Source organism: Rhodococcus chondri (assembly GCF_036327435.1).
GTDB lineage: Bacteria > Actinomycetota > Actinomycetes > Mycobacteriales > Mycobacteriaceae > Rhodococcus > Rhodococcus chondri.
Genome location: NZ_JAUZMZ010000008.1, coordinates 44,292 through 58,727, shown reverse-complemented (window position 1 = coordinate 58,727; position 14,436 = coordinate 44,292). Strand labels below are relative to the sequence as shown.

At 67.4% G+C, this 14,436-nt stretch carries 13 protein-coding genes; 5 read left to right on the top strand and 8 right to left on the bottom strand.

Annotated features, from left to right (window positions below; translation table 11 throughout):
• Nucleotides 1-16 precede the first annotated feature (16 nt).
• The 4 genes from Q8814_RS02960 to miaA all read right to left on the bottom strand — a co-directional run bounded on the left by Q8814_RS02960 (nt 17) and on the right by miaA (nt 4,443).
• Nucleotides 17-1,078 carry a hypothetical protein gene (locus tag Q8814_RS02960; protein ID WP_408015811.1) on the bottom strand — a complete coding sequence of 354 codons (1,062 nt, stop codon included), beginning with the start codon at nt 1,076-1,078 and terminating at the stop codon, nt 17-19.
• A gap of 8 nt (nt 1,079-1,086) precedes the next feature.
• Nucleotides 1,087-2,553, bottom strand: coding sequence for a GTPase HflX (gene hflX, locus Q8814_RS02955; RefSeq protein ID WP_330150506.1), 1,467 nt, complete (start codon nt 2,551-2,553; stop codon nt 1,087-1,089).
• A gap of 70 nt (nt 2,554-2,623) precedes the next feature.
• The gene (gene dapF, locus Q8814_RS02950) at nt 2,624-3,490 is read right to left on the bottom strand and encodes a diaminopimelate epimerase (protein ID WP_330150505.1); all 867 of its coding nucleotides are present in this window, start codon (nt 3,488-3,490) and stop codon (nt 2,624-2,626) included.
• A 5-nt stretch (nt 3,491-3,495) separates the two neighbouring features.
• The gene (gene miaA / locus Q8814_RS02945) at nt 3,496-4,443 is read right to left on the bottom strand and encodes a tRNA (adenosine(37)-N6)-dimethylallyltransferase MiaA (RefSeq protein WP_330150504.1); all 948 of its coding nucleotides are present in this window, start codon (nt 4,441-4,443) and stop codon (nt 3,496-3,498) included.
• Nucleotides 4,444-5,304: 861 nt separating this feature from the next.
• Here miaA and Q8814_RS02935 point away from each other — a divergent pair.
• The gene (locus tag Q8814_RS02935) at nt 5,305-6,747 is read left to right on the top strand and encodes a DUF349 domain-containing protein (protein WP_330150503.1); all 1,443 of its coding nucleotides are present in this window, start codon (nt 5,305-5,307) and stop codon (nt 6,745-6,747) included.
• Between the two features lie 102 nt (nt 6,748-6,849).
• Here the strand turns inward: Q8814_RS02935 and Q8814_RS02930 are convergent, their stop codons facing one another.
• A complete protein-coding gene (locus Q8814_RS02930) occupies nt 6,850-7,434 on the bottom strand; it encodes an Rv2732c family membrane protein (RefSeq protein ID WP_408015810.1) in 585 nt (194 codons plus the stop codon).
• Nucleotides 7,422-8,945, bottom strand: a complete 1,524-nt coding sequence (gene miaB, locus Q8814_RS02925; protein ID WP_330150513.1) for a tRNA (N6-isopentenyl adenosine(37)-C2)-methylthiotransferase MiaB — start codon at nt 8,943-8,945, stop codon at nt 7,422-7,424. The genes Q8814_RS02930 and miaB overlap by 13 nt, the downstream gene beginning before the upstream one ends.
• Before the next feature lie 225 nt (nt 8,946-9,170).
• On the opposite strand from miaB, the gene Q8814_RS02920 reads away from it, so the two are divergent.
• The 4 genes from Q8814_RS02920 (at nt 9,171) to Q8814_RS02905 (ending at nt 12,505) form a co-directional block, all read left to right on the top strand.
• Nucleotides 9,171-9,899 carry an amino acid ABC transporter ATP-binding protein gene (locus Q8814_RS02920; protein WP_330150512.1) on the top strand — a complete coding sequence of 243 codons (729 nt, stop codon included), beginning with the start codon at nt 9,171-9,173 and terminating at the stop codon, nt 9,897-9,899.
• A 92-nt stretch (nt 9,900-9,991) separates the two neighbouring features.
• Complete coding sequence (locus Q8814_RS02915) at nt 9,992-10,825, top strand: glutamate ABC transporter substrate-binding protein (RefSeq protein WP_330150501.1); 834 nt, start codon at nt 9,992-9,994, stop codon at nt 10,823-10,825.
• Between the two features lie 100 nt (nt 10,826-10,925).
• Nucleotides 10,926-11,606: an amino acid ABC transporter permease gene (locus Q8814_RS02910; RefSeq protein WP_330150500.1), complete on the top strand. Its 681-nt coding sequence runs from the start codon at nt 10,926-10,928 to the stop codon at nt 11,604-11,606.
• Nucleotides 11,603-12,505, top strand: a complete 903-nt coding sequence (locus Q8814_RS02905; RefSeq protein WP_330150499.1) for an amino acid ABC transporter permease — start codon at nt 11,603-11,605, stop codon at nt 12,503-12,505. The genes Q8814_RS02910 and Q8814_RS02905 overlap by 4 nt, the downstream gene beginning before the upstream one ends.
• A 12-nt stretch (nt 12,506-12,517) precedes the next feature.
• Here the strand turns inward: Q8814_RS02905 and recX are convergent, their stop codons facing one another.
• Together recX and recA are read right to left on the bottom strand one after the other, a co-directional pair.
• On the bottom strand, nt 12,518-13,138 hold the full coding sequence (gene recX, locus Q8814_RS02900) for a recombination regulator RecX (protein WP_330150498.1): 621 nt from the start codon (nt 13,136-13,138) through the stop codon (nt 12,518-12,520).
• 106 nt (nt 13,139-13,244) lie between these two features.
• Nucleotides 13,245-14,288, bottom strand: coding sequence for a recombinase RecA (recA, locus tag Q8814_RS02895; RefSeq protein WP_330150510.1), 1,044 nt, complete (start codon nt 14,286-14,288; stop codon nt 13,245-13,247).
• Between the last annotated feature and the right edge of the window lie 148 nt (nt 14,289-14,436).

Sequence of the window (14,436 nt, the reverse complement as noted above, 5' to 3'; positions counted from 1 at the left end):
ACGGCGGGAGGCGGGGTCAGCGGTGTCCGCGACTCCGTCGGCTCCGCCACCACCACCGTCCGGCGCCGACGGCAACGACCGCCGCGGACGCCGCCACGGCCAGCGGAACCACCGCGGACGTGGAGACCTCCGGTGTCGCCGCGACCGACTCGTCCGCGAAAAGATCCACCACCGAACGCAGGATCCGGATCGGCGGTTGCACTGCCGCCACCGTGCCGGTCTGCGTTCCGGTCTCCGACGCGGTCAGCAGATCACCGCTCGCAGTGAATGCCACCGCCTCACCCTGAGGTTCGTCGGGGACCGGGATGCGCAGATCGGGTCCCTCCGCCAGTGCGGCGGCGATGTCGCGGTCGGGAGCATGGAACAGGTAGACATCGGTGTAGGTACGCACGGCCGCGACAGTTCCGTCGGCGCTCACGGCACCGCCCGTGATCAGGGTCGAGGATGCTCCCGGCAGCGGCCCCCCGGGAGTCTCGGTAGGTCCGAGCGCGAGGGCACCGACCTTCTCGAGCGGGGTGGGGCCGGGTGAGTCGAGTTCGGTCAGTCCGCGCTCGCGGACCGGCCGGTACACACCGCTCGGACCGAACAGGGCCTTGGTGATGATCACCGGCTCGCCGTCGGCGGAGACCAACAGCGTTTCGGCGTCGCGGGGTCCGTCCGGATAGGTCAGGCGATACAGTTCGCCCGCGCCTGTTGCCGGGTCGAGCGAAATCAGGGCCACCGTCGGCCGGGATTGCGTGTTGTCCCCCGTGTCACCGAGCCACAGCCTTCCGTCCGGTCCGGCTGCCAGATCTTCCACATCGTACGGGTCGACCGGCGGCGTGAACCGCTGTGCCACAGAACAATCCGAGTTCAGCGCGACGACCGATTCGTCGGCGCCCGCGTCGGGCGTGGCATATATCGTCTCCCCCAGCACCGTCAGTCCCGACAACTCGGCGAGCACGGGATCGGGGGGCGTGCACAGTTCCTCCGACGGCACCTCGGCGACCGGGATCTCGGCGCGGTCGGCGGACGCCGGCGCGGACGCGAGGGGTAATGCCACCAGTGGAGTCACCGCGGCGAACAGTGCCGCGCGCAACGGACGCACTATGCCGCGTATTCGACCAACGCCGACGCGAGCGCGACCGGCACACGCGCGTGGATCCTCGTGCCGTCCTCCTCATGCGCGGAATCGAGGATCTGACCGTCGGAGTGGACACGGGCCAGCAGATCGCCGCGCGTGTACGGCAGCAGAACCTTGACCTCCACGTCCGGATCCTCGAGCAATTCAGCGATCCGCGCGCGCAGCGTGTCGATGCCTTCTCCGGTGTGTGCCGAGACGAAGACCGCGCCGGGCAGGAGTCCGCGCAGCTGGGTCAGCGTCACCGGATCGGCCGCGTCGATCTTGTTGACGACGATCAATTCGGGCGGTGGGGGCGCATCGGATTCACGCAGCACGTCGGTGATCACCTCGCGCACGGCCTTGATCTGCTCCGTGGGTTGCGGATCGGACCCGTCGACCACATGCATCAGCACATCCGCATCGGCGACCTCTTCGAGCGTCGAGCGGAACGCCTCGACCAACTGAGTCGGCAGATGCCGCACGAACCCGACCGTGTCGGTCAGGACGTATTCGCGGCCGTCGGGCAGCGCCGCGCGACGGGTGGTCGGGTCCAGTGTCGCGAACAACGCGTTCTGCACCAGCACCCCGGAGCCGGTCAGTGTGTTGAGCAGACTCGACTTACCTGCATTGGTGTAACCGACGATGGCGACGGACGGGATGTTGCTGCGGAGACGCCGGGTGCGCTTGGTGTCGCGGGCGGACTTCATCTCCTTGATCTCGCGACGCAATTTCGCCATGCGCTCACGGATCCGCCGCCGGTCGGTCTCGATCTTGGTCTCGCCGGGGCCACGCAGACCCACGCCACCGTTGCTCCCCGCACGACCACCGGCCTGCCGCGACATCGACTCGCCCCAGCCACGCAGCCGCGGAAGCATGTACTCCATCTGCGCGAGCGAGACCTGTGCCTTGCCCTCACGGGAGGTGGCGTGCTGGGCGAAGATATCGAGAATCAGCGCGGTCCGGTCGATGACCTTGACCTTGACGATTTTCTCCAGGGCCGTGAGCTGGGCGGGGGTGAGTTCACCGTCGCAGATCACGGTATCGGCGCCGGTCGCCAGAACCACCTGGCGGAGTTCGTCGGCCTTGCCGGACCCGATGTACGTCGAGGCATCCGGGCGGTCGCGGCGTTGCACCAGCCCTTCCAGCACCTCCGACCCGGCGGTTTCGGCGAGGGCTGCGAGCTCGGCGAGGCTCGCCTCCACCTGCGCAGCCGTGCCGCCGGTCCAGACGCCGACCAGAACGACTCGTTCGAGGCGCAGCTGACGGTATTCGACCTCGGTGATGTCCTCGAGTTCGGTGGACAACCCGGAGACGCGACGCAGTGCGCTGCGGTCTTCGAGTTGCATCTCGCCGATCGAGGGATCGTCGGCGGTCCAGCCTCCCTGTCCGTCGTGTTCGGCCTCGGAGGCGGCGTGTGTGATGTGGCGGCCAGTGCGCGATGTGTTCGTCATACGGTTCCATGATCCCACGAAGCGCGAATCGATGCATTCGAGTTTTCCGGACATACCGCCACGGCCGTTCTCACGCGAGTGCCGACCACCAGTCGTCGTCGATCGTGCCGGTCGCCACCAGTACCGACGGGCCCCGCAACCAGGCCCGGCCGGCCTCCACTCGCACCTGGACCGCACCGCCCGGAATGCGCACCTGCACGGTGCCCTCGTCCACTCCGTCGTACTTCAACGCCGCGACCGCGGCAGCCACGGTTCCGGTGCCGCACGACCGCGTCTCCCCCACCCCGCGCTCGTAGACCCGCATGTCGACGGAGCCCGAGGTCAGCGGGGTCAGGAATTCGATGTTGACGCCGTGCGGGAAGAACCCGGGATCGAAACCGGGTGAGATCAGGTCCAGGGCCGCGAGGGCCGCGCCCGTGAAGTGTGCGTCGACGCATGCCAGGTGCGGGTTACCGACATCGATGCCCAGACCCGGATAGACCCGGCCGTCGAGCGTTGCAGATGATTCACCGAGTTGATGCACGACACCCATGTCGACGGTGACCTCGCCGGACACCGGCCCGCTGGTGTGCACCTGTACGGGCTTGCCGCCGGCGCGGCTTCCGACGACGAAGTCGCTCCGGGTCTCGAGGCCGTGGGAGGTGAGGTAATGCGCGAACACCCGCACCCCGTTGCCGCACATCTCCGCGATCGAACCGTCGGCGTTGCGGTAGTCCATGAACCAGTCGTCGGCGCCTGCGCCGTCGGGAAGGGACTCGAGCACCCCGGCGTCGAGGAGCGCGCCCGTCCGAGCGACACGCAACACCCCGTCGGCGCCGAGTCCGCGTCGCCGATCGCACAGCGCGGCGACCCGTGCCGGCGCGAGGTCCAGCCGGACGTCGGGATCGGGCAGGATCACGAAATCGTTCTCGGTGCCGTGCCCTTTGCTGAACTCCATGACCGTCACCTTATCGAGGAGTCGTCGGTGGCCGCCGCCCGCAGGGCCGCCGCGGTGAGTTGCGGATCGGCGCCGTCGAGCCAGTGCACCCGCGGATCCCGCCGGAACCACGAGCGTTGCCGCCGCACGTAGCGGCGGGTCCCGATGAACGTCCGCTCCCGTGCATGGTCGAGGTCGTATTCACCGTCCAGGTACGCGAGCACCTGCGCGTAGCCGATTGCGCGGGGCGCGGTCACCCCCTCACGCAGTCCGCACCCGATCAGCTCCCGCACCTCGTCGACGAGCCCTTGTTCGAACATCCGGGCGGTGCGCCGGGCGATACGTTCGTCGAGTTCGGAGGTGTCGCGGTCGACGCCGAGGATCGGCGTGTTCCAGCGCGGGGTCCCGATGCGCGGCTGGGACGCCGCGAAGGGTCGTCCAGTGAGCTCGACGACCTCGAGCGCACGCACCATGCGCCGCCCGTCGGTGGGCAGGATCGTCTCTGCGGCCACCGGGTCGGCGCGTCGCAGCGCCTCGTGCACCGCGGCCGGTCCTTCCTCCACGAGCAGTCCCTCCCACTTGGCGCGAACGCCGGGGTCGGTCGCGGGAAACTGCCATTCGTCGAGCAGTGCCTGCACGTACATCATCGAACCGCCGACGATGACGGGAACGGCACCGCGTGCGCGAATCGCCTCGATATCCGACACCGCTGCCTGCTGGTAACGCGCGACCGTCGCGGTCTCGGTGACGTCGAGGACGTCGAGTTGGTGGTGCGGGATCCCCCGGCGCTCGGCGACCGGAAGCTTGGCGGTGCCGATGTCCATGCCGCGGTACTGCTGCATGGCGTCGATATTGACGATTTCGCCGCCGAGCGTGTCGGCGAGATCGAGACCGAGATCGGACTTGCCTGTCGCGGTCGGGCCCACCACCGCGATCGGCCGCGGACCGGTTTGCTGTTCGCCACCAGTGGTCACGGGCGCCAGAGCCCCACGTGGTAGCCGACTCCGTAGGGCGCGGCGGCGTACGTGACGGTCGCGGACGAGGGCGCCTTACCGAATGCGGCAGCGAGAACTTGCCAGGCCGCTCGCCCGTCGAGCCCGATCTTGCTGCACAGCACCGGATCGAGCGCATCGAGCGACTGCGGGTCGCCGGCGGCGAGTGCGGCGCCGAGGGCGGATTCGACTGCTTCGGACCGGGGATCGTAGGCGCCGGGCGCTTTCTCGGTGAGTGTCGCCGCGCCGTCTGCGACGATCAGCAACGCTCGCGGAACCGGACCGTCGTCGAGACGGGCGCGTAGCTGTGCGCCGAGGGCGACACATCCGGCCCGCTCGGCGGCGGGCGGCAGGACCTGCACCTCGGCGCGGGTGCGAGGTGCAGTCCGTTCCCGCACCCAGGCGGCCACGAGCGCCGCCAGCGGCAGGGCCGGATCGGGCTCGCCCGATGATCCGGGCCCGAGGGACACGACCGTATCGACACCGAAGCCCCGGAAGGTACCCACCGCGGTCGCGGGTATCACGGCGGCGGCCCGGTCGACCCCGATCACCGTCCACTCGGCCGCCTCGGCGAGCTCGCTTCCGACGTCGAGAACGGCACTGCGCAACTCGTCGGTCTCCGCGGCGGCGAGGCCGTTGAGCTCGGGCACGAGCAGGGGCGGNGAGGGCACGAACGCCGCGGCGATCAACACACGCGTCACGGTAGTCGACCGGACCCGGCGCCCCGCAGCCGTGCGACCTGTTTCAATAGTGGGCGGACGTGGTCTCGTACGACCCGCGACCCGACCTGCGGTAAACCGATGCGACCAGGCAGCCGTGCCGCGCGGCAGAGATGAGGTACCGATGACCGACCCCAACGCTCAGGATCGGACAGCAGAACGACGCCCCGGCGCCGTCCCCGGCCCCGCGACCCCCAAGCCCGGTGGTCCCCGGCCGGGTGGTCCCCGACCGGGTGGTCCGCGTCCCGGTGGTGTCGAGTCCGCCGCTGCGCACGCCCAGGATTCCGACGCCCACCCGAAACCGCATCCGGTGTCCTCCGTCACGCATCCGCACATTCCGGCGGTTCCGGCGAGCGACCCGAGTCTGTTCGGGCGTGTCGACGAGGACGGCACGGCATGGGTCAGGACCGCCGACGGTGAGCGCTGCATCGGTTCCTGGCAGGCCGGCAATGCCGCGGAGGGTCTCGAGCACTTCGGCCGGCGCTACGACGACCTCGCCACCGAAATCGCGCTCCTCGAAGCCCGATTGAGTTCGGGCGCCGGAGATGCGAAAAAGACCCGCGCGGCGGCCCAGGCCCTCGCCGAGTCCCTCCCGACGGCCGCGGTGATCGGCGACCTGGACGCACTCGCGGCGCGGCTCACCGCGATCATCGAGGAGTCCGAGAAGGCTGCCGTCGCGGCGAAGCAGGAGAAGGAACAGCAGCGCGCGGAGAACACCGCGCGCAAGGAAGCACTCGCCGCGGAGGCCGAAACGATCGGTGCGGAATCCACCCAGTGGAAAGCCGCGGGCGATCGTCTGCGCGAGATCCTCGACGAGTGGAAGACGATTCGCGGTGTCGACCGCAAGGTCGACGATGTGTTGTGGCGCCGGTATTCGAAGGCGCGGGAAGCGTTCAACCGTCGCCGGGGCGCGCACTTCGCCGAACTCGATCGGGAGCGCGCGTCGGCCAAGACCCACAAGGAAGAGCTCGTCGCCCGCGCGGAAGCCTTGCAGGATTCGACGGACTGGGGGACCACGTCCGGCGCGTTCCGTGATCTGTTGGCCGAGTGGAAGGCGGCCGGCCGGGCTCCCCGGGAGGCCGACGACCAGCTCTGGAAGCGGTTCAAGGGCGCACAGGACGTGTTCTTCGCTGCCCGTAATGCGGCAGCGGCCGATCGTGACGCGGAGTTCGAGGAGAACGCCCGCGCGAAAGAAGCTCTCCTCGAGGCGGCCGCGTCCATCGACCCGTCTGCAGATCTGGAAGCCGCCCGCACACAGCTGCGCGAACTGCAGGACAAGTGGGAGGCATGCGGCAAGGTTCCTCGTGACCGGATGCACGATCTCGAAAGCCGGCTCCGGGCGGTCGAGAAGCGCGTTCGCGATGCCGCGGATTCGGAATGGCGGCGTACCGATCCCGAGGCTCTTGCCAGGGCGGCGCAGTTCCGCGAGCGGGTGCAGCAATTCGAAGAACAGGCAGCGAAGGCGACGGCGAACGGCCGCGCCAAGGAAGCAGAGAAGGCACTCGCGCAGGCACAGCAGTGGCGTGAGTGGGCCGAGGCCGCGGAAGGCGCCCTCGACCAGCGCTGACGCACCCCGCGCCGAACGAACGAGCCCCGCTCTTCCCTTCCGGGGAGGCGGGGCTCGTTCGCTGCGGCGACGGGTAGCTCCGTCGGTCGAATCCCTCGGGACTCAGCGCCCGTCGCCGAACAAGCCCTTGCGTTCCTCCTCGGCAGCGGCCTGCCGCAGTTTCTCCTCGGCGGCGAGTTGCACCGAAGTGCGGGCCCACACCACCCGGGCCCAGTGGAAGGTCAGGACCATCACCGTGATCCAGCCGAGAATGATCCCGACGCCGGGGCCGGCGGCGTCGGAGTCCACGGGAAGCGTCTGCCGCGACCACACCGAGAGCATGCCGAACACGATCGAGACGGCCGATCCCGCCAAGGCCAGCCAGGCCACGGTCCATTTGCGGGTCAGCAGCGCCAGCATCGACGCGAGCGCACCGAACACCGCGGCGAGCCACACGAAGATCCGCGACGGCAGCGCGATCTCCTCCGCGGTCGCGTCGGGAGAGAAGGCCAGAACATCCCATCCGTTGGCGGCTCCGGCGTGCGGAAGGCTGAAGGAGACGAGCAGTATCAGAACGGCGATCGCGACAAACATCGCGCGTGCGCCCGGATCGATCTCGCTCGCAATCTTGCGTTCGGCCGCTTCGAGGTCTGCGCGGACCTCGTTCATCGGGTCGTCGGCGCCATCGGGCCTACTCATGCGTTGCATCCCATCTGTGTCGGAAGCGGTTCGGGCGCACCAATTTTCGGCAGGCCCAGCCCGACTCCGATCGGCGGTGTCCTGGGCAGACGGCCCTGTTCGAAACGATCGCCCGCGCCGGTGCGGCGGTGCGTGAGGATCGGGGTGTCGGCGACCAGGTGATGCGGGGCGGCTTCGCTGACGACGATGGTGATGACATCGCCCGGACGCACCGCCGTGTCGATGTTGCCCTCCGGACGGAAGTGGACCAGACGCCCGTCGCGGGCCCGGCCGCTCATGCGCGCGGTCGCCGAGTTCTTACGCCCCTCGCCCGCGGCGACCAGCAGTTCGACCTCGGAGCCGACGAGCTTGCGGTTCTCCTCGAGCGTGATGCGCTCCTGCAACGCGATGAGTCGTTCGTAGCGCTCCTGGACGACGGCCTTCGGGAGCTGTCCGTCCATCTCGGCGGCGGGCGTACCCGGCCGCTTCGAATACTGGAAGGTGAAGGCACTGGTGAACCGGGCCTTCTCGACTACGTCGAGCGTTTGCTGGAAGTCCTCCTCGGTCTCCCCCGGGAATCCGACGATGATGTCGGTGGTGATCGCCGCGTGCGGCATCGCTGCCCGCACGCGCTCGATGATGCCGAGGAATCGGTCCTTGCGGTACGAGCGACGCATGGCACGCAGCACCCGATCGCTACCGGACTGCAGCGGCATGTGCAGCTGCGGGCACACATTCGGTGTCTGCGCCATCGCCTCGATGACGTCGTCGGTGAACTCGGCCGGGTGCGGCGACGTGAAGCGGACCCGTTCGAGGCCGTCGATGTCGCCGCACGCGCGCAGCAACGATGCGAATGCGCCGCGGTCGCGGGGCTGGTCGGGATCGGCGAACGACCGTCCGTACGAGTTGACGTTCTGCCCGAGCAGGGTCACCTCGAGCACGCCCTCGTCCACGAGAGCCTGAACTTCCGAGAGGATGTCGCCGGGACGCCGGTCGACCTCCTTGCCGCGCAGAGCCGGCACGATGCAGAACGTGCATGTGTTGTTGCAGCCGACCGAGATCGATACCCAACCCGCGTACGCGGATTCGCGCCTGGCGGGCAGGGTCGACGGAAACGCGTCGAGGGACTCGAGGATCTCGACCTCGGCGCGGCGGTTGTGCCTGGCACGTTCGAGGAGCGCCGGAAGGTTTCCGATGTTGTGGGTGCCGAAGACCACATCGACCCAGGGCGCCTTCTTCACGACCGTGTCGCGATCCTTCTGAGCGAGGCAGCCTCCGACCGCGATCTGCATGTCGGGGTGTTCGTCCTTGACCGGGCGCAGGTGACTCAGGTTGCCGTAGAGCTTGTTGTCGGCGTTCTCACGCACCGCGCACGTATTGAAAACCACCAGGTCGGGTGAATCCCCCGGGGCGGCGCGAGTGAACCCGGCGTCCTCGAGCAATCCGGAAAGACGCTCCGAATCGTGGACGTTCATCTGGCAGCCGTAGGTGCGGACCTCGTAGGTCCGGACGTCTGCGCGGGAGGAGGCTTCGTCGATCATTGACACGTCTCAGGGTAGCTCACCGCGCGGAACTGCCGGATCGGCGGTGACCGGCGGGACTGCCGGACGGCCCCGGGTGGACCGGCGGGGTAAAAATTTCGCTCCGGACCCGCAGTTCGGGTTCTGAAATGCGGAGTATAGCGGCCGACACCACATATGGTTCTGATCATGACACCAGCGACAGCCGGGTTGGAGAAGCCCTCCGAGGGAGCAGGCGCCTCGTCGATGATCTCGATGTCGAATGTGAACAAGCACTTCGGTGCCCTCCACGTGCTGCAGAACATCGACATCGAGGTGCCCCGCGGCCAGGTGGTTATCGTGGTGGGTCCGTCCGGCTCCGGAAAATCCACGCTGTGCCGCACGATCAACCGCCTCGAACCGATCGATTCGGGGGAAATTCGGGTCGACGGAACACTCCTGCCCGCCGAGGGCAAAGCTCTCGCCGCGTTGCGCGCCGACGTCGGCATGGTGTTCCAGTCCTTCAACCTTTTCGCCCACAAGACCATCCTCGAGAACGTCATGCTCGGCCCGGTCAAGGTGCGCAAGGCCAAGAAGGAAGCCGCCCGCGAAAAGGCCTATCGGCTGCTCGACCGGGTGGGTATCGCGAACCAGGCCGACAAGTATCCCGCGCAGCTCTCCGGTGGCCAGCAGCAACGGGTCGCGATCGCGCGGGCGCTGGCAATGAACCCGAAAGTGATGTTGTTCGACGAGCCGACCTCCGCGCTGGACCCGGAGATGGTGCAGGAGGTGCTGGACGTGATGACGTCCCTCGCCAAGGAAGGCATGACCATGATCGTGGTAACCCACGAAATGGGCTTCGCCCGCAAGGCCGGCGACCGGGTGCTGTTCATGGCCGACGGTCTCATCGTCGAAGACACCGATCCGGATACCTTCTTCACCGCGCCCGAATCCGAACGCGCCAAAGACTTCCTCGGCAAGATCCTCAGTCACTGAGCGGCCGCCGGCCGCGCCGCACAGTCCCACTACGGTGCCGGTACCGGCGCCGCAGGCCATTCTCGATCGAATCCCACAACCGGAGGTACACGATGAAACTGTCCCGTTCGATCCGCCTGGGCATCGGCACGATCGCCGTAGCCCTGGCCGCCACGGCGTGCGGTGGCGACGAAACCCGCAGCGTGTCGACCTCCGCCGAGAACGGTTCGCTGACCGTCGGCATCAAGTTCGACCAGCCGGGTCTCGGACTTCGCAACCCGGACGGCAGCTTCAGCGGATTCGACGTCGAGGTTGCCAAGTACGTCGCCCAACAGCTCGGAGTTCCGGCGGAGAACATCGAGTTCAAGGAAGCCCCGTCGCCGCAACGCGAAACCCTCATCCAGAACGGCGAAGTCGACTACATCGTCGCGACGTACTCGATCACCGACAGCCGCAAGGAAAAGGTCGACTTCGCGGGGCCCTACTTCGTCGCCGGTCAGTCGCTGCTCGTGCGGGCCGACGAAACCGAGATCACCGGCCCGGATTCGCTGTCCGGCGGCAAGCGACTGTGCTCGGTGGCAGGGTCGACGCCCGCCCAGAACGTCAAGGAGAACTACGCGCAGGACGTGCAGTTGCAGGAGTTCGATACGTACTCCGCGTGCGTCGAGGCGCTGCGCAACCGCGCGGTCGATGCGGTGACCACCGACGACATCATCCTCGCCGGCTACGCCGCGCAGAGCCCCGGCGACTTCAAGGTCGTCGGTGAGCCGTTCACCGAGGAGCGGTACGGCATCGGCCTCGCCAAGGGCGACGACGAATCCCGCAACCGGATCAACGATGCGATCGAACAGATGGTGTCGAGCGGGGCATGGGAGGCCGCGTTCCAGGAGACCGTCGGCGCTTCCGGTTATCCGCTGCCGGACGCGCCCCAGGTCGACCGGTACTGATATCCGATTTTCTGCGCCGGTCCGGCCGGTCGTGGCCCAAAGCCTCGACCGGCCGGACCGCCCTCCTCGATTCCCGCCCCCTCGATCCCGGAGTTGACCTGTGGATCTGTTGAGCAAGTACGGCAGCCAGTTACTCGACGCGTTCTGGACGACGATTCAGCTCACCGTCCTGTCCGCGGTCGGCGCGCTCATCCTCGGAACGATCCTCGCCGGGATGCGCGTCTCCCCCATCCCGGTCGCCCGCGCGATCGGTACGGCGTACGTGACGATCTTCCGGAATACGCCCCTGACTCTCCTCATCATCTTCTGCCTGTTCGGGCTGTCGCAGACGCTCGGCGTGAGCCTCGCGTCGCAGAGTTCACCGACGTTCTTGGTGGACAACAACTTCCGGCTGGCTGTCCTCGGGTTGAGCGTGTACACCGCCGCATTCGTGTGTGAGTCGCTGCGCTCGGGCATCAATACCGTCCACCTCGGGCAATCCGAAGCGGGACGCTCGCTCGGACTCACCTTCGCCCAGAACCTGACCCTGATCGTCCTGCCGCAGGCATTCCGCGCCGTCATCGCGCCGCTCGGCTCGGTTCTCATCGCGCTCACCAAGAACTCGACGATCGCCTCGGTGATCGGCGTCTCGGAGGCGTCGTTGCTCATGAAGACGATGATCGAGAACGAAGCCGCCATCTTCGTCATCGGCGGAATCTTCGCGCTCGGCTTCGTCATCCTGACTCTCCCCACAGGCCTGCTCTTCGGCTGGCTCAGCAAACGATTCGAGGTGGCGCGGTGAGCGAGCGCGGAACGGTACTGTACGACGCGCCCGGCCCACGCGCCCGGGCCCTGCACCACGTGTTCTCGGTTCTCGTCGTGCTCGTGGTCGTTGCGGCCGCCTATTTCGTATACGACGCGCTCGACTCCAAAGGACAGCTCACGTCCGAGAAGTGGGAGCCGTTCCTCGAATCCACGAGCTGGACCACCTACCTGATACCGGGCATCGTGGGCACCCTCGTCGCCGCGGCTGCGTCGATCGTGCTGGCACTGGTCCTGGGTGCCGTACTCGGTATCGCTCGCCTGTCCGATCACCGATCGATTCGGATCGTCGCGGGCATCATCGTCGAGTTGTTCCGTGCCGTCCCGGTGCTGATTCTCATGATCTTCGCGTACCAGGTGTTCGCGGAATACCGCGTATTCCAGTCGAGCTATCTGGCCCTCGCGGCGGTCATCACCGGCCTGACCCTCTACAACGGATCGGTCATCGCGGAGATCGTCCGGGCCGGCATCAATTCCCTGCCCCGCGGTCAGACGGAAGCCGCCAAAGCGATCGGCATGCGCAAGGGCCAGGTCATGCGGTTGGTCCTCCTGCCGCAAGCGGTGACGGTGATGCTGCCTGCGATCGTGTCGCAGATGGTGATCGCGCTGAAGGACTCCGCGCTCGGTTACCTCATCGGCTATGTCGAGGTGGTGCGTTCCGGCCAGCAACTCGGTGCGTTCTTCGGCAACTACCTTCCCGCACTGCTCGTGGTGGCAGCGATCATGATCGTTCTCAACAGCGCGCTCACCCGTTTCGCGACCTGGCTGGAGAAGCGGTTGCGCTCGGGCCGGCGACGGAAGGGCGCGGTGACACCGGAGGCTCCGCAGACCCTGCCGGTGATGGCGGTACCCGGTATGGACATGACGCGGCGGGATTAGGAAAGACGACGGTCACTCGATCGCCGGATCGGGGGCGTCCGCACCGAACACCGCCAACTCCTCACGAACGACATCGAAAGCCATTCCCTGCGGATAACCGCGGCGGGCCAGCATGCCGACCAACCGTCGCACCAGTTTGTCGCGTTCGGCGGCGATCTCGCGGCGATCGCCCTCGGTGGGCAGCGGTCGCTGGGTGCGCAGCTTTCTGCGGACCAGATCGGCGGCGCGGTCGCGTTCGGCGGCACTGTCGATCCCGTCGAGCGCTGCGGCGGCATCGTCCGGGTCGATGCCCTTGCGGCGCAGCTCCTGCGCGATTGCGCGTTTGCCCCTCCCGGAGTGCAGGTGCCGCGACTGCGCCCACTGCTGCGCGAAGTCGGCGTCGTCGATCAGCCCGACCTCGGTGAGCCGATCCAGGGCGCGTCCCGCAACGTCTTCGGCAAACCCCTTCTGCTCGAGTTTGGCCGCCAGTTCGGCGCGACTGCGGGCGCGGTCGGTCAGCAACCGGAGGCACACGTCCTTCGCTTGGGCTTCCGTGCCGCCGCCGGCCTGCGGCTCTGTCTGCCTGCCCTTCCGCCTCCGCGAGGAACCGGCCCGGTCGTCGGGGCGGTCGGGGTTGCCGCTGGTCTGGTCCATAACGCGGAGACTAGACGAGGCCACCGACGAACCGCCGGTCCCGGAATTTTCGACAGGTAAGGGCGCGGACCACGTCCGCGCCCTTACCTTCGTTCTCGCTGTCGACTCAGAAGTCGGCCGGCGCGTCTTCCGCCGCAGGGTCGGTGATCACCGCACCGATACCCAGCTTCTCCTTGATCTTCTTTTCGATCTCGTCGCGGATGTCGGTGTTCTCGAGCAGGAATTTGCGGGCGTTCTCCTTGCCCTGGCCGAGCTGATCGCCCTCGTACGTGTACCAGGACCCCGACTTACGGACGATGCCCTGTTCGACACCCATGTCGATCAGCGATCCTTCCTTGCTGATGCCCTGACCGTAGAGAATGTCGAATTCGGCCTGCTTGAACGGCGGCGAGACCTTGTTCTTGACGACCTTGACGCGGGTGCGGTTACCCACGGCGTCGCCGCCGTCCTTGAGCGTCTCGATGCGCCGCACATCCAGTCGAACCGAGGCGTAGAACTTCAATGCCTTACCACCCGTTGTGGTTTCGGGTGATCCGAACATCACGCCGATCTTCTCGCGCAGCTGGTTGATGAAGATCGCGGTGGTGCCCGAATTGCTGAGTGCGCCGGTCATCTTGCGCAGAGCCTGGCTCATCAGCCGGGCCTGCAGACCGACGTGGCTGTCGCCCATCTCGCCCTCGATCTCGGCGCGCGGCACCAATGCCGCCACCGAGTCGATCACGAGGATGTCGAGGGCTCCGGAGCGGACCAGCATGTCGGCGATCTCGAGTGCCTGCTCGCCGGTGTCCGGCTGCGATACCAGCAACGCGTCGGTGTCGACGCCGAGCTTGCGCGCATACTCGGGATCGAGCGCGTGCTCGGCGTCGATGAACGCTGCGATACCGCCTTGGGCCTGAGCGTTGGCGACCGCGTGCAGCGCGACCGTCGTCTTACCCGACGATTCCGGACCGTAGATCTCCACGACACGGCCACGCGGAAGACCACCGATCCCGAGAGCGACGTCCAGTGCGATCGAGCCCGTCGGGATCACCGCGATCGGCACGTGGGATTCTTCCCCCAGCCGCATCACGGAACCCTTGCCGAAATTCTTGTCGATCTGCGCGAGGGCGAGCTCGAGCGCCTTCTCACGATCGTGTGCCTGTGCTGCCATCATGGTCCCCTTAATCGAGTCTCGTCCTGCTTGCCGACGACGTTAGAACCCGGTACCGACAAGTTCGCTGCCGCGAGGGCACAACAGCCGGATGCGTGGGCGAATCCGCCACCAGCAGACGACCTCCGCCACGGTCCGATCACCTCAG

Bases quoted from the DNA above. Each gene is read 5' to 3' on its own strand.
- hflX (WP_330150506.1), bottom strand. From the start codon at position 2,553: ATGACGAACACATCGCGCACTGGCCGCCACATCACACACGCCGCCTCC.
- dapF (WP_330150505.1), bottom strand. From the start codon at position 3,490: ATGGAGTTCAGCAAAGGGCACGGCACCGAGAACGATTTCGTGATCCTG.
- Q8814_RS02935 (WP_330150503.1), top strand. From the start codon at position 5,305: ATGACCGACCCCAACGCTCAGGATCGGACAGCAGAACGACGCCCCGGC.
- Q8814_RS02930 (WP_408015810.1), bottom strand. From the start codon at position 7,434: ATGCAACGCATGAGTAGGCCCGATGGCGCCGACGACCCGATGAACGAG.
- miaB (WP_330150513.1), bottom strand. From the start codon at position 8,945: ATGATCGACGAAGCCTCCTCCCGCGCAGACGTCCGGACCTACGAGGTC.
- Q8814_RS02920 (WP_330150512.1), top strand. From the start codon at position 9,171: ATGATCTCGATGTCGAATGTGAACAAGCACTTCGGTGCCCTCCACGTG.
- Q8814_RS02915 (WP_330150501.1), top strand. From the start codon at position 9,992: ATGAAACTGTCCCGTTCGATCCGCCTGGGCATCGGCACGATCGCCGTA.
- recX (WP_330150498.1), bottom strand. From the start codon at position 13,138: ATGGACCAGACCAGCGGCAACCCCGACCGCCCCGACGACCGGGCCGGT.
- recA (WP_330150510.1), bottom strand. From the start codon at position 14,288: ATGGCAGCACAGGCACACGATCGTGAGAAGGCGCTCGAGCTCGCCCTC.